Below are 13,442 nucleotides of genomic sequence, written 5' to 3'. Positions count from 1 at the left end.
GAAGGATTTATGAAGATAGTCGTTTGTATAAAACAAGTTCCAGATACAACAGAAGTTAAACTAGATCCTAATACAGGTACTTTAATTAGAGATGGAGTACCAAGTATAATAAACCCTGATGATAAAGCAGGTTTAGAAGAAGCTATAAGATTAAAAGAAGAAATGGGAGCTCATGTAACTGTAATAACAATGGGACCTCCTCAAGCAGATATGGCTTTAAAAGAAGCTTTAGCAATGGGTGCAGATAGAGGAATATTATTAACAGACAGAGCTTTTGCAGGTGCTGATACTTGGGCAACTTCATCAGCATTAGCAGGAGCATTAAAAAATATAGATTTTGATATTATAATAGCTGGAAGACAGGCTATAGATGGTGATACTGCACAAGTTGGACCTCAAATAGCTGAACATTTAAAGCTTCCATCAATAACATATGCTGAAGAAATAAAAACTGAAGGCGAATATGTGTTAGTAAAAAGACAATTTGAAGATTGTTGTCATGACTTAAAAGTTAAAATGCCATGCCTTATAACAACTCTTAAAGATATGAACACACCAAGATACATGAAAGTTGGAAGAATATATGATGCTTTCGAAAATGATGTAGTAGAAACATGGACTGTAAAAGATATAGAAGTTGACCCTTCTAACTTAGGTCTTAAAGGTTCTCCAACTAGTGTATTTAAATCATTTACAAAATCAGTTAAACCAGCTGGAACAATATACAATGAAGATGCAAAAACATCAGCTGGAATTGTAATAGATAAATTAAAAGAGAAGTATATCATATAATTTAAGGGGGGATAAAGAATGGGTAACGTTTTAGTAGTAATAGAACAAAGAGAAAATGTAATTCAAACTGTTTCTTTAGAATTATTAGGAAAGGCAACAGAAATAGCCAAAGATTATGATACAAAAGTTTCTGCATTACTTTTAGGTAGTAAGGTAGAAGATTTAATAGATACATTAGCACATTATGGAGCTGATGAAGTAATAGTAGTAGATGATGAAGCTTTAGCAGTGTATACAACTGAACCATATACAAAAGCTGCATATGAAGCAATAAAAGCAGCTGACCCAATAGTTGTATTATTTGGTGCAACTTCAATAGGTAGAGACTTAGCACCTAGAGTATCTGCTAGAGTACATACAGGACTTACTGCTGACTGTACAGGACTTGCAGTAGCTGAAGATACAAAATTATTATTAATGACAAGACCTGCTTTTGGTGGAAATATAATGGCAACAATAGTTTGTAAAGATTTCAGACCTCAAATGTCTACAGTTAGACCAGGAGTTATGAAGAAAAATGAAGTTGATGAAACTAGAGAAGCTGTAATTAATCGTTTTAAAGTAGAATTTACTGAAGCTGATAAATTAGTTCAAGTTGTAGAAATAATAAAAGAAGCTAAAAAACAAGTTAAAATAGAAGATGCTAAAATATTAGTTTCTGCTGGACGTGGAATGGGCGGAAAAGAAAATTTAGACATACTTTATGAATTAGCTGAAATTATAGGTGGAGAAGTTTCTGGTTCTCGTGCAACTATAGATGCAGGATGGTTAGATAAAGCAAGACAAGTAGGTCAAACTGGTAAAACTGTAAGACCAGACCTTTATATAGCATGTGGTATATCTGGAGCAATACAACATATAGCTGGTATGGAAGATGCTGAGTTTATAGTTGCTATAAACAAAAACCCAGAAGCTCCAATATTTAAATATGCTGATGTTGGTATAGTTGGAGATGTTCACAAAGTACTTCCAGAACTTATAAGTCAATTAAGTGTTGCAAAAGAAAAAGGTGAAGTTTTAGCTAACTAATTTCTTGGGGAGGGTATTATGAGTACAAGCGATGTTAAAGTTTATGAGAATATAGCTGTTGAAGTAAATGAAAATATATGTACAGTGAAAATGAATAGACCTAAAGCCCTTAATGCAATCAATTCAAAAACTTTAGAAGAACTTTATGAAGTATTTGCAGATATTAACAATGATGAAACTATCGATGTAGTAATATTGACAGGGGAAGGAAAAGCATTTGTAGCTGGAGCAGATATTGCATATATGAAAGATTTAGATGCTGTAGCTGCTAAAGACTTTAGCCTTCTAGGAGCTAAAGCTTTTAGAGAAATAGAAGATAGTAAAAAAGTAATAATAGCAGCTGTAAATGGATTTGCTTTAGGTGGAGGATGCGAACTAGCAATGGCTTGTGATATAAGAATTGCATCTGCTAAAGCTAAATTTGGGCAACCAGAAGTAACTCTTGGAATAACTCCAGGATATGGAGGAACTCAAAGACTTACAAGACTGGTTGGACTGGCAAAAGCAAAAGAATTAATCTTTACAGGTCAAGTTATAAAAGCTGATGAAGCTGAAAAAATAGGGCTAGTAAATAGAGTTGTCGAGCCAGAAGTTTTAATGGAAGAAGTTGAAAAACTAGCTAAAACAATAGCTAAAAATGCTCAACTTGCAGTTAGATACTCTAAAGAAGCTATACAACTTGGTGCTCAAACTGATATAGATACTGGAATAGATATAGAATCTAATTTCTTTGGACTTTGTTTTTCAACTAAAGACCAGAAAGAAGGAATGTCAGCTTTTGTTGAAAAAAGAGAAGCTAACTTTATAAAAGGGTAAACAAATCTAATTAAAAATATATTTTCTGTTAACTAGATTGAATAAATACTTTAATCTAGTTAACAGAATATAAATACTAAAATAACAGGAGGTTATAACTATGAAATTAGCTGTAATAGGTAGTGGAACTATGGGAAGTGGTATTGTACAAACTTTTGCAAGTTGTGGTCATGATGTATGTTTAAAGAGTAGAACTCAAGGTGCTATAGATAAATGCTTAGGATTATTAGATAAAAATTTAACTAAATTAGTTACTAAGGGAAAAATGGATGAAGCTACAAAATCAGAAATATTAAGTCATGTTAGTTCAACTACTAACTATGAAGATTTAAAAGACATGGACTTAATAATAGAAGCATCTGTAGAAGATATGAACATAAAGAAAGATGTTTTTAAATTATTAGATGAGTTATGTAAAGACGATACTATTTTAGCAACAAATACTTCATCATTATCTATAACAGAAATAGCTTCTTCTACTAATAGAGCAGATAAAGTTATAGGAATGCATTTCTTCAATCCAGTTCCTATGATGAAATTAGTTGAAGTTATAAGCGGTCAATTAACATCAAAAGTTACTTTTGATACAGTATTTGAATTATCTAAGAGTATCAATAAAGTACCAGTAGATGTATCTGAATCTCCTGGATTTGTAGTAAATAGAATACTTATACCTATGATAAATGAAGCTGTTGGTATATATGCAGATGGTGTTGCAAGTAAAGAAGAAATAGATGAAGCTATGAAACTAGGTGCAAACCATCCAATGGGACCTTTAGCATTAGGGGATTTAATAGGATTAGATGTTGTTTTAGCTATAATGAACGTTCTATATACTGAATTTGGAGATACTAAATATAGACCTCATCCACTTTTAGCTAAAATGGTTAGAGCTAATCAATTAGGAAGAAAAACTAAAATAGGATTCTATGATTATAATAAATAAGAACTTAAATCTAAAAAATTTAACTGATATTGTCTAAAAAAAAACAATCTCAAAAATCTGATAAAAATCTAATTTAATGGGGGTAATGAATATGAGAGAAGTAGTAATTGCCAGTGCAGCTAGAACAGCAGTAGGAAGTTTTGGAGGAGCATTTAAATCAGTTTCAGCAGTAGAATTAGGGATAACAGCAGCTAAAGAAGCTATAAAAAGAGCTAATATAACTCCAGATATGATAGATGAATCACTTTTAGGAGGAGTACTTACAGCAGGTCTTGGTCAAAATGTAGCAAGACAAATAGCATTAGGTGCAGGAATACCAGTAGAGAAACCAGCTATGACTATAAATATAGTTTGTGGTTCTGGATTAAGATCTGTTTCAATGGCATCTCAACTTATAGCATTAGGGGACGCTGATATAATGCTAGTTGGTGGAGCTGAAAACATGAGTATGTCTCCTTATTTAGTACCAAGTGCTAGATATGGTGCAAGAATGGGTGATACTGCTTTCGTTGATTCAATGATAAAAGATGGATTATCAGATATATTTAATAACTATCACATGGGTATAACTGCTGAAAATATAGCAGAACAATGGAATATAACTAGAGAAGAACAAGATGCATTAGCTCTTGCAAGTCAAAATAAAGCTGAAAAAGCTCAAGCTGAAGGAAAATTTGACGAAGAAATAGTTCCAGTGGTTATAAAAGGAAGAAAAGGTGACACTGTAGTAGACAAAGATGAATATATTAAAGCTGGTACTACAATAGAAAAACTTGCTAAATTAAGACCTGCATTTAAAAAAGATGGAACAGTTACTGCTGGTAATGCATCAGGAATTAATGATGGTGCTGCTATGTTAGTAGTAATGGCTAAAGAAAAAGCTGAAGAACTAGGAATAGAACCTCTTGCAACTATAGTTTCTTATGGAACAGCTGGTGTTGACCCTACAATAATGGGATATGGACCAGTTCCAGCAACTAAAAAAGCTTTAGCAGCTGCTAATATGACTATTGAAGATATAGATTTAGTTGAGGCTAATGAAGCATTTGCTGCTCAATCTATAGCGGTAGTAAAAGATTTAAACATAGATATGGCTAAAGTTAATGTCAATGGTGGAGCAATAGCTATAGGACATCCAATAGGATGCTCAGGAGCAAGAATACTTACTACACTTTTATATGAAATGAAGAGAAGAGATGCTAAAACTGGTTTAGCTACACTTTGTATAGGTGGTGGAATGGGAACTACTTTAATAGTTAAAAGATAGTTTTAGATTATAATTTTTAAAAATTAAACATTTAACCAGGAATTTAACCTGTAAGAGTAACTATTTGTTATTCTTACAGGTTTTTATGGTTAAAAAATAACTATTATCTATTAAACAAAAATAGTGTAAAATATATAATATCATGATTTTGAAGATATAAAAGAAAGTAGGTAAAAGTTTGTTTAAAAAAGAAAATCAAAAATATAATCTTATATCATATACAAATGAAGAAGAAATGACTCTAAAAGAAGTTTTGCTGGATAAGCTAAATTTTTCGGTGAGGTCATTGTCAAAGATGAAAAGAGAAAAAAGTGTATTAGTAAATGGTGTATATAAAAAACCAAGTTTAAAAGTGTCTTGTGGTGATTTAATAGAGGTAAAAATAGAAGAAGAAAAAGCAAATTTTGAGCCACAAGATTTAAATTTACAAATAATATATGATGATTTTGATATAATTATGGTAAATAAGCCACCATTTATGGTAGTTCATCCAACTAAAAGTCACTATGATAATACAATAGCAAATGGTATTAGTTATTATATAGAGAAGCATAAAGAAAATGTAAAAATACGATTTGTGAATAGACTTGATATGAACACTTCAGGGCTTGTTATAGTAGCAAAAAATGCTTATGCACATCATACTTTGTCTACATCAATGAGTGAAAATAAAGTTGAAAAAACATATATAACAGTAGTGAATGGGATTATAGATGAAGATGAGGGAACTATAAATGAACCAATTTATAGACCTGAAGAGGATTCAATAAAGAGAGTAATAGATGAAAGAGGACAAGCATCTGTTACCCATTATAAAGTAGTAGAAAGATTAAAAAATGCAACCGTACTAGAAGTAAAGCTAGAAACTGGTAGAACACACCAAATAAGGGTGCATATGGCTCATATAGGTCATAGAATAATAGGTGATGAGTTATATGGTTATATAGATGAAAATCTTATAAATAGGCAAGCTCTTCATGCATATAGCTTAGAGTTTGAACAACCAAGAACAAAAGAAATTTTAAAATTTAAAACAGATATACCGAAGGATATGCAAGAGTTAATATCGAAATTAAGATAGATGGGGTGATGTATATGATAATACATAAATTTATAATACATGTTTTGGATAAAAATAGTGATGTTCCAATATTAAATGATTTTGAAGGTAAAGTTAATCAAGAAGTAGATGGATTTTTTCAAAAAGCAATAAAGAGAATTTCAAAGGATGAAGATTTAAGAAAAGGTATCTTTAAAGATTATAATGACAATTTAATCAAAAATTGTTGTGAACAAATAATATACGATGAAAGTTCATTTTTAAAAAATTCTAAAGAAATAGCATCTTATCTGTTTGAGGTCATGAAGATTAATGCAGCATTAGAATCTTGTGATTTGGCAGTTTGCCTGTATACTGTAAAAGATGAGAAGAGTGTTGCTATATTGAAATTAGATTATAAAAAACTGTATACTCATTCAATTGAGTTTGTAGATGATAAATTTAATATTCAAATGGTATCAAATGAAATTGGAATTCCAGAAACTATAAGACAAAAGCAAGGGGCTTTAATTGGATTAAGTGGAATGAATGATGAGTTTCATCTAAGACTCTTAGACAAAGATGCAGAAAAAGAGGGTTCAGAATCAAAGTTTGTAACAGAATTTTTGAATGCTAAAAAAATAGACGATGATAAGTATAAGACAAAAGTATTTAAAAATACAGCCGAAAATTGGATAACTAATGCTCTTAGCAATGATATAAAGCAAGCAGAAGATGTAAGAAGTATATTAAATTATACATTAAAAGAAAAACATGAAATTGATATAAATGATTTTGTTGATAATTCAATTAAGGATGAAGATTTAAAAGGTAGTTTTAAAGAGCACATGGAAGAAAAAGGTCTTGATGAAGGTTTTAGCATAGATAAAAAATGGGTTGAGAAAAAGCTCAAAAAGAGAAGTATAAAAACTGATAATGGCTTTGATATAAAAGGTAACCTAACTGATTTTGAGGACCCAATGAAATATACTGTAAAGCAAAATCAAGATGGAACTATAGATATAGTAATAAAGAATGTAACATTTTATGAAGAAAAGTAATCTTAATTTGAGTAATTTATATAATTAGATATAAATTAAATTAGAATAAATGTATAGTTAATATAATTATAAATAAATGTAGACTAGTCTGTGTAAACTTCTAATAGAAATATTAAATAGAAGTAGACACAGACTATTTATATTTGTAGAAAAGATGATATTATTTGTTTTCTTCGATATATTTACATATATCACCAATACATTTAAAGTTTTCAGCTTCCTCATCTGGTATTTCTATACCAAATTCATCTTCAAGAGCCATTATAATCTCAACAGCATCTAATGAATCAGCTTCTAAATCTTCCATTAAAGATGCTTCCATAGTTATTTCATCTAAATTATCTAACCCTAATTGTTCTGCTATTATTTCTTTTATTTTTTCAAACATTTTAAGCCTCCTACAGCAGTTTTAATTAATTTTAATGTTAGTTTAATATAATATCAAAAATTTTTCAATATGGAATTAGTAAAAAGTAATAAAATTTTATAAAGGTAGTAATAAAGTCTTGTTTGATGAATAAACTTTATTGATAACAAATATAACTTAGGAGGAAATGCTATGAAATATGTAGGCTTATTACTAACATCTGTAGGAATATTTTTACTTATAGCAGTAAATTTTTATTATAATTCAATAACTTTGGATATGCAACGAATAGAGGACTATGTAATGGAAACAAATTTAATTCTTGAAGATGTAGCAGAGAAGGAAAGCTATGTATCTAATGAAAAGGACGATTATATATCAAGATTAATGCATGTAAAGAAAGGGATAGAAAATTCAAAAACATCCTTCTTGATAGAAAGATATAAAGAATACAAAGTAAAATCAATAGAAAGTTTAATTTACACTATATCAGAAGAAAAAAAGGATTATTTAGATGAAGTTGATAGATACAATAAATTGGGAGAAAAAGAAATAAATAAATTAATTAATAAAAACTTTTTAGAAGTAACTTATCTGTCTATTACTACATATATTTAATTAAAGAGACAAAAGTTAGTCTCTTAATGATTCAAGGAGGATTAGTTATGACAAAATTAGAAGACAATATGGAACGTTTCTTTGGAGGATGCGAAGGATTTTTTGGTAATAAAATGTTGATAATAATAGTTATAGTATTCTTATTATTATGTACAGACATTTTAGAAGACTTATTATGCGATGACAATATATGGATATGGGTTATATTAATAGTATTGTTGTTATTTAACTTCGATGATGGTTGTTGTTGCTAAAAAATATTGATTATTAAATAGGCAGAACCAGTAACTTATACAAGTTATGGTTTTGCCTTTTTTAGTTAAGATAAAAAAATTAAAAAAAAAATAAAAATACATTAGCAAAATGGAAACCAAATGCATAGTATATGTTAGGAGCGAAAAGCTCAACAAAATATCAACAGGAGGTAACGTGAAATGTTAGATAGATTCTTTGGAGAAGATGGATGTTTTGGTGGAGGAGGATGGTGGATAATCGTACTATTCTTCCTATTCTTAGCTTTTGGAGATAGCTGGGCAGAATTTGACATAATGGCATGGATTCCATTCTTAATAGTTTTATTAATACTTTGCTGCTGTAGTGGATGCTTAGATTAAGGGTAGCAGTTATTAAAAAAGGAGGGTTTTATTATGTTAGATAGATTTTTTGGAAACGATGGATGTTTTGGTGGGGGAGGATGGTGGATAATCGTATTATTCTTCCTATTCTTAGCTTTTGAAGATTGTTGGAGAGATATCGATATAATGTCATGGATACCATTCTTAATACTATTATTAATAACTTGTTCATGTGGTGGATTCTTTGATGGTGATGAGGGTTGTGGCTGCTAAAATTAAACCGTTAAAGTGAAAAAATGCTGGTATATTTTATACCAGCATTTTTTTTATTTTATTTTTTAATATAATTTAAATTAAGAATGAATATTATTAAAATTGTTGAATATAGGGTATAATATAAAATATAATGTATTTAAATGTACTTGCTTTTATGGTAAAATAAGAACTTATATAAATATAGTTAAAATAAGAACCTGTATAAATTTGGTTCAGATTTAGATAAATTTAGCAAAATTAGGAGGATGAAAATGAAAAGTAATATAACGATAAAAGATGTTGCTAAACAAGCAGGCGTGTCAATATCTACAGTATCTAGAGTTATAAATGATTCAAAACCTGTGACTGATGAAGTCAAACAAAAAGTTTTAGATGTTATAAAAGAAACTGGATATATACCAAATCCACTTGCAAGAAGCTTAGTAACTAAGAAGAGTCAATTAATAGGGGTAATAGTTCCAGAAGTTTCAGATTCTTTTGTTAATGAGGTATTAAATGGAATAGAAGAAGTTGCTAAAATGTATGATTATGATATCCTTTTAGCTAATACATACTCTGATAAAGAACAAGAATTAAAGAGTATAAATCTATTAAGAGCAAAACAAGTTGAAGGTATAGTTATGATTTCATGGGTAGTTGAACAAGAACATATCAACTATATGCAAAATTGTGGTATACCAGCAACGTATATAAGTAAAACTGCTAGAAATTATGATATATACACAGTAAGCACTAGTAACAAAGAAGCTACTTTTGATATGACAGAACATCTTATAAAGAAAGGTCATGAAAAGATAGCTTTTATAATGACAAGTAAAGATGATACTGTTTTAGAGATGGAAAGACTTTCAGGCTACGAAAAAGCACTTTCAAGTAATAATATAGAGTTGGACAAGAGTTTAATCAAATATGGTGGAACTGATTATGAAAGTGGATACAATAGTATGAAAGAATTATTGGATGAGGGAATAATACCTCATGCAGCTTTTGTTACGGGTGATGAGGCTGCTATAGGAGCTATAAACGCTATCTGTGATGCTGGATATAAGGTTCCAGAAGACATATCAGTTGCAGGATTTAATGATGTTAAGATAGCTAAAATGTATAGGCCTAAACTTACTACAGTTTATCAGCCTTTATATGATATGGGAGCAGTGGCGATAAGAATGGTTATTAAATTAATAAATAAAGAATTAATTGAAAATAAGAAAATAGAATTACCTTATCAAATTATTGATAGAGAAAGTGTTATAGAGAGAAAGAAATAAAGTTATTAAAGTTAATCAGGTAGTGTTTAAAACACTACCTGATTTTTAATTTAAATAATATGCAATTTAAAATATTTTAATTAAAAATAATAGTTTTAAGTCTTAAAAGTAGTTTATTTTTGTTTATTCGTGAGGATTGGATTTTTTAGTCTTCTTAAATATACTCTTAGATTTTTTCTGTTGATTATTTGGTGTATTTTTTGGTGCAGGTGTATTTGATTTACCTTTAGTAGGTTGTTTAGTCTTTTTAGTTTTGGTAGTTTTAGCAGGTTTAGTATCTCTTTGAGTCTCTGCATCTGATATTTTATCCATTATAGTATCTAATTTTTTACGTTGATTGTCATCTAAAAATGCTTTGAATTTTGATACTACTTCTTCTCTTCCATCTAGGTTTTTACCTATTTTTATAAGTTCCTCCATAAGTTCACTTTCTGATTTTCCTTTGTAATTATCAGCAATCTTTTCTATCTTATCCTTGTCAATATTTTTTTGCTTAGCCATCTTTTCTAATGAATCTGTATCTATTTTTTTCATAAAAAAACCCCTTTCTATAAATATATATTGAATTATATTCATACTATTTATATATAGAAATAATATTGAAGTGGTGAATTGTGAGTGATATATAATATAAATAAAAATTCTTATAGATAATATATATGCACTGAGCTTTAAAAATGGAACATTAAAATATGAAAAACATACTTTAATATAGGGCAATTATATAATATAAGGGGGGATTGTCTTGAATAATTTACTATTTTTGATTGGAGTGATTGCATTGAGTAATGGTAATATCTCTATATTTGATGATAAAGATAAATCAAAGAAAAATAATAGAGTTAGAAAAAACAAAAAAAATTCAAATGAGAAATTATCAAAAGCTATACATGACACTTTAAGGTTTGATGCAAATGATATAAAAAGAGGTCTAAGACTTATGGATTTGAGTGAAGAAGACCTAGAAATGGGAATGGAAATAATAACAAGAACTAAAAAATACATGTCAAGAGATGAAAGGAAAATACTAGTAAAAATAGAAAGTGTTTTGGACCTAGTTAGAGGCATAAAGAAACTCAACAATATAGATATGGTAGATGTTGAAGAGGAAACAGATTTTTTTAGAAAAATGGATAGTGAAGACAAAAAAAATATGATGATAAAAGAAATTATAGATGTATTTCCAGAAAAGAGAAAAAATTCTGTTGAAAAGGCTATAGGAATGAAAAAAAAGATAGATTTATTTGCAGAATTGTTTTTACCTGATGATTTTGGAGAAGGTGGATTTAGTTTAAGTTCTTTGGCAAATATAAATAATCTAGGTAGTATGAATAATCTTAAATTGCTAGGAAATCTTTTAAGAGGTGATGATAGCAATAATGATGATGAGGATGAATATGAAGATAATGAAGATAATAATGAAGAATTTGAAGATGAAGAGTCAACATATGAAGATAATGAATTAGATTATGAAGATGAGATAGATGATAATGAAGAAGAATTAATGGAAGATGAAGAAACAGACTATGAAGATGAAGATAATGATGAAAATATAGTGTATGATGAAGAATTGTATGATGTTAATGAACACAAGCATGAACATAATCATAATGAAAAAAATACTAGAAGTAAAGCTAAGAGAAAGTGATAATTAACTAAATACATAAAGAGAAAAGGAAGAAAAAGTAATATTAGAATAAGATTATCCCAATTACTATATAAAACCACTTTAAAAAATTCGAAATTTATTATATAATAATAATATGAAATCCTGAAACATACGATAAGGCTTTTTTAAATTCAACCTACAAATGAAATACGGGAGACCGTGTCTAGTAAATTATAACATGCCTGTTTAGTTTGGACGTTAAAGGTTACTGGCAAGTCACCCACCTGGGAGTGCCTAGGGTGTGAATTTACTTAGCCACCGGTGTTTCGGGACAAAAAAAGTGCTACTATTTTAAATAGTAGTACTTTTTTTTATTAAAATGCATTTTTCTACCAAATATACTTAATTATATATAAACTTAAAAAGCATAAGTAACAAATGATATTATAAGTGCATAGTATTAATTAGGCTATAAAAAAGCCGAAGACTTAATAAGAATCGCTTACAGGGAGGGCAATGAAAAATGCAAGATTACAAAAAAAATAAAAAAAGAATGCTAAATCAGCCAATGTCTACAATGAATGAAGAAGAAGTGTATACAGATGAGATAAACTCAGATGATATGAGAGGATTCAAAAAATCACATCATCATAATGGATGTAACAATGATAATAATTGTGATTGTCATGATGATTGTAAACCTAATCCATGCAATCCATGCAAACCTAATCCATGTGATGACAATTGTGGATGCCATGATAATTGCAAATGTGATTGTGAACCATGCCAAATGGATTCAGATGAATGCTTTGAAAACAAATGTGGACCAAATTGCTGTAATCCTATATCTCCAAGAAACTTTTCTATAGCAAATGCAGTTCCATTTGCAATAGAAGCTAATAGAATTTTTGATACTATGCAATTCCAAACATTTACAGATGCAACTGGACCAAATGGAGAACCATTAACTTTTGAAACAGAAGTAGTAGAAGTATTTGGTTCAGTTCCAAGTGCAGGTAGAGCAAGTGTAACTATAGACAAAATATGCTTAAGTAATGATGGAATAGTTATTGACACAGGAATGACAACTTTAGAAGATTTTGAATTGGAACCATTAGGAGATATAATAGGAAGAAACTGTGAAACAACTTTTGAATATGCAGTATGTGGAGAAAGAAACGCTGAATGTTGTAGACAAGGAAAAGGCAAATCAGTAGCTTATAAACAAAGAGGATTAACTGTAGCAGTTCGTAATCTAGTATTAGAACTAAGAGGTAGATGTGGATGTACAGAATTCGTTGCATTAGCTTTCCCAGCAGTCAGAGCAGGAGGTGGATGTAAGAGAAGAGTTGATTTTGTAGAATTTACTTTTAACACACTTTCAGCACCAATATGCTTGCCAGCTGATGGAAGAGCTGTCACTTTAAGACAAGAATTCCAAACTAATTTAACAGTTGATTGTATAGGAAAATCTATATTAAAATTAGAATGTAGAGAAGGTTGTGATCCTTTCTTTGAATTAATCATACCAAATGATATAGATTTAGTACTTTGCTTACAAGAAACAGTTAGCACATTAATAAGTGAACAAATAGTAGTTTTAGCATCACCAAACCCAATCCAACCAAGACTTGTTGATACTTTCTCTAAAGTATGTGATTTTTCGCAATGTGGACCTAATCAAGGAAATGAAAATTCAGGTTGCCACAGATAGATAGGTAGATATATAGACAGTTTAAATTATAAATAAAAATCATTTAAGGAAGGCTACCAATAGTA

The 13,442-nt window shown here is 29.4% G+C and carries 16 protein-coding genes and 1 other RNA gene; 15 read left to right on the top strand and 2 right to left on the bottom strand.

The window, feature by feature from the left end; all coding sequences use genetic code 11:
• Positions 1–9: 9 nt before the first annotated feature.
• The 7 genes from KGF36_RS06020 to KGF36_RS05990 all read left to right on the top strand — a co-directional run bounded on the left by KGF36_RS06020 (position 10) and on the right by KGF36_RS05990 (position 6,950).
• Positions 10–792 carry an electron transfer flavoprotein subunit beta/FixA family protein gene (locus KGF36_RS06020; protein WP_227827017.1) on the top strand — a complete coding sequence of 261 codons (783 nt, stop codon included), beginning with the start codon at positions 10–12 and terminating at the stop codon, positions 790–792.
• 18 nt (positions 793–810) lie between these two features.
• Positions 811–1,821 (top strand): electron transfer flavoprotein subunit alpha/FixB family protein, encoded by a 1,011-nt coding sequence (locus tag KGF36_RS06015; RefSeq protein WP_227827018.1) that lies wholly within the window; start codon positions 811–813, stop codon positions 1,819–1,821.
• 18 nt (positions 1,822–1,839) lie between these two features.
• A complete protein-coding gene (locus tag KGF36_RS06010) occupies positions 1,840–2,637 on the top strand; it encodes an enoyl-CoA hydratase-related protein (RefSeq protein ID WP_227827019.1) in 798 nt (265 codons plus the stop codon).
• Positions 2,638–2,737: 100 nt separating this feature from the next.
• Positions 2,738–3,583: a 3-hydroxybutyryl-CoA dehydrogenase gene (locus tag KGF36_RS06005; RefSeq protein WP_227827020.1), complete on the top strand. Its 846-nt coding sequence runs from the start codon at positions 2,738–2,740 to the stop codon at positions 3,581–3,583.
• Positions 3,584–3,674: 91 nt separating this feature from the next.
• Entirely contained in the window at positions 3,675–4,850 is a 1,176-nt protein-coding gene (locus KGF36_RS06000) for an acetyl-CoA C-acetyltransferase (protein WP_227841999.1), read from the top strand.
• Between the two features lie 178 nt (positions 4,851–5,028).
• Positions 5,029–5,931 carry an RluA family pseudouridine synthase gene (locus KGF36_RS05995; protein ID WP_227827022.1) on the top strand — a complete coding sequence of 301 codons (903 nt, stop codon included), beginning with the start codon at positions 5,029–5,031 and terminating at the stop codon, positions 5,929–5,931.
• Between the two features lie 14 nt (positions 5,932–5,945).
• A complete protein-coding gene (locus KGF36_RS05990; protein WP_227854604.1) occupies positions 5,946–6,950 on the top strand; it encodes a nucleoid-associated protein in 1,005 nt (334 codons plus the stop codon).
• Positions 6,951–7,110: 160 nt separating this feature from the next.
• Here the strand turns inward: KGF36_RS05990 and acpP are convergent, their stop codons facing one another.
• Complete coding sequence (gene acpP, locus KGF36_RS05985) at positions 7,111–7,338, bottom strand: acyl carrier protein (protein ID WP_227434025.1); 228 nt, start codon at positions 7,336–7,338, stop codon at positions 7,111–7,113.
• Between the two features lie 171 nt (positions 7,339–7,509).
• Here acpP and KGF36_RS05980 point away from each other — a divergent pair, with 171 nt between their 5' ends.
• The 5 genes from KGF36_RS05980 (at position 7,510) to ccpA (ending at position 10,054) form a co-directional block, all read left to right on the top strand.
• Positions 7,510–7,935: a hypothetical protein gene (locus KGF36_RS05980; RefSeq protein ID WP_227434026.1), complete on the top strand. Its 426-nt coding sequence runs from the start codon at positions 7,510–7,512 to the stop codon at positions 7,933–7,935.
• Between the two features lie 47 nt (positions 7,936–7,982).
• Positions 7,983–8,189 carry a hypothetical protein gene (locus KGF36_RS05975; protein WP_009888870.1) on the top strand — a complete coding sequence of 69 codons (207 nt, stop codon included), beginning with the start codon at positions 7,983–7,985 and terminating at the stop codon, positions 8,187–8,189.
• A gap of 180 nt (positions 8,190–8,369) precedes the next feature.
• Positions 8,370–8,549: a hypothetical protein gene (locus KGF36_RS05970; RefSeq protein WP_227827025.1), complete on the top strand. Its 180-nt coding sequence runs from the start codon at positions 8,370–8,372 to the stop codon at positions 8,547–8,549.
• A gap of 33 nt (positions 8,550–8,582) precedes the next feature.
• Positions 8,583–8,783, top strand: a complete 201-nt coding sequence (locus KGF36_RS05965; protein ID WP_227827026.1) for a hypothetical protein — start codon at positions 8,583–8,585, stop codon at positions 8,781–8,783.
• Between the two features lie 248 nt (positions 8,784–9,031).
• The gene (gene ccpA / locus KGF36_RS05960; RefSeq protein WP_413840709.1) at positions 9,032–10,054 is read left to right on the top strand and encodes a LacI family transcriptional regulator CcpA; all 1,023 of its coding nucleotides are present in this window, start codon (positions 9,032–9,034) and stop codon (positions 10,052–10,054) included.
• A gap of 123 nt (positions 10,055–10,177) precedes the next feature.
• On the opposite strand, the gene KGF36_RS05955 is transcribed toward ccpA, so the two are convergent.
• Positions 10,178–10,588 carry a hypothetical protein gene (locus KGF36_RS05955; RefSeq protein ID WP_227827028.1) on the bottom strand — a complete coding sequence of 137 codons (411 nt, stop codon included), beginning with the start codon at positions 10,586–10,588 and terminating at the stop codon, positions 10,178–10,180.
• Between the two features lie 211 nt (positions 10,589–10,799).
• Here KGF36_RS05955 and KGF36_RS05950 point away from each other — a divergent pair, with 211 nt between their 5' ends.
• The 3 genes from KGF36_RS05950 (at position 10,800) to KGF36_RS05940 (ending at position 13,377) form a co-directional block, all read left to right on the top strand.
• Positions 10,800–11,702: a hypothetical protein gene (locus tag KGF36_RS05950; RefSeq protein WP_227827029.1), complete on the top strand. Its 903-nt coding sequence runs from the start codon at positions 10,800–10,802 to the stop codon at positions 11,700–11,702.
• A 117-nt stretch (positions 11,703–11,819) separates the two neighbouring features.
• Positions 11,820–12,000: non-coding RNA, 6S RNA (gene ssrS / locus KGF36_RS05945), on the top strand.
• 186 nt (positions 12,001–12,186) lie between these two features.
• Positions 12,187–13,377 (top strand): hypothetical protein, encoded by a 1,191-nt coding sequence (locus KGF36_RS05940; RefSeq protein ID WP_227854603.1) that lies wholly within the window; start codon positions 12,187–12,189, stop codon positions 13,375–13,377.
• The last annotated feature ends 65 nt before the right edge of the window (positions 13,378–13,442 follow it).

Source organism: Clostridioides sp. ZZV14-6009 (assembly GCF_020658095.1).
Classification (GTDB): Bacteria; Bacillota; Clostridia; order Peptostreptococcales; family Peptostreptococcaceae; genus Clostridioides.
Note: the sequence above shows the minus strand (reverse complement) of the source record. Positions and strands in the feature narration are given on the sequence as shown.

Bases quoted from the DNA above. Each gene is read 5' to 3' on its own strand.
- KGF36_RS06020 (WP_227827017.1), top strand. From the start codon at position 10: ATGAAGATAGTCGTTTGTATAAAACAAGTTCCAGATACAACAGAAGTT.
- KGF36_RS06015 (WP_227827018.1), top strand. From the start codon at position 811: ATGGGTAACGTTTTAGTAGTAATAGAACAAAGAGAAAATGTAATTCAA.
- KGF36_RS06010 (WP_227827019.1), top strand. From the start codon at position 1,840: ATGAGTACAAGCGATGTTAAAGTTTATGAGAATATAGCTGTTGAAGTA.
- KGF36_RS06005 (WP_227827020.1), top strand. From the start codon at position 2,738: ATGAAATTAGCTGTAATAGGTAGTGGAACTATGGGAAGTGGTATTGTA.
- KGF36_RS06000 (WP_227841999.1), top strand. From the start codon at position 3,675: ATGAGAGAAGTAGTAATTGCCAGTGCAGCTAGAACAGCAGTAGGAAGT.
- KGF36_RS05990 (WP_227854604.1), top strand. From the start codon at position 5,946: ATGATAATACATAAATTTATAATACATGTTTTGGATAAAAATAGTGAT.
- acpP (WP_227434025.1), bottom strand. From the start codon at position 7,338: ATGTTTGAAAAAATAAAAGAAATAATAGCAGAACAATTAGGGTTAGAT.
- KGF36_RS05980 (WP_227434026.1), top strand. From the start codon at position 7,510: ATGAAATATGTAGGCTTATTACTAACATCTGTAGGAATATTTTTACTT.
- KGF36_RS05975 (WP_009888870.1), top strand. From the start codon at position 7,983: ATGACAAAATTAGAAGACAATATGGAACGTTTCTTTGGAGGATGCGAA.
- KGF36_RS05970 (WP_227827025.1), top strand. From the start codon at position 8,370: ATGTTAGATAGATTCTTTGGAGAAGATGGATGTTTTGGTGGAGGAGGA.
- KGF36_RS05965 (WP_227827026.1), top strand. From the start codon at position 8,583: ATGTTAGATAGATTTTTTGGAAACGATGGATGTTTTGGTGGGGGAGGA.
- ccpA (WP_413840709.1), top strand. From the start codon at position 9,032: ATGAAAATGAAAAGTAATATAACGATAAAAGATGTTGCTAAACAAGCA.
- KGF36_RS05955 (WP_227827028.1), bottom strand. From the start codon at position 10,588: ATGAAAAAAATAGATACAGATTCATTAGAAAAGATGGCTAAGCAAAAA.
- KGF36_RS05940 (WP_227854603.1), top strand. From the start codon at position 12,187: ATGCAAGATTACAAAAAAAATAAAAAAAGAATGCTAAATCAGCCAATG.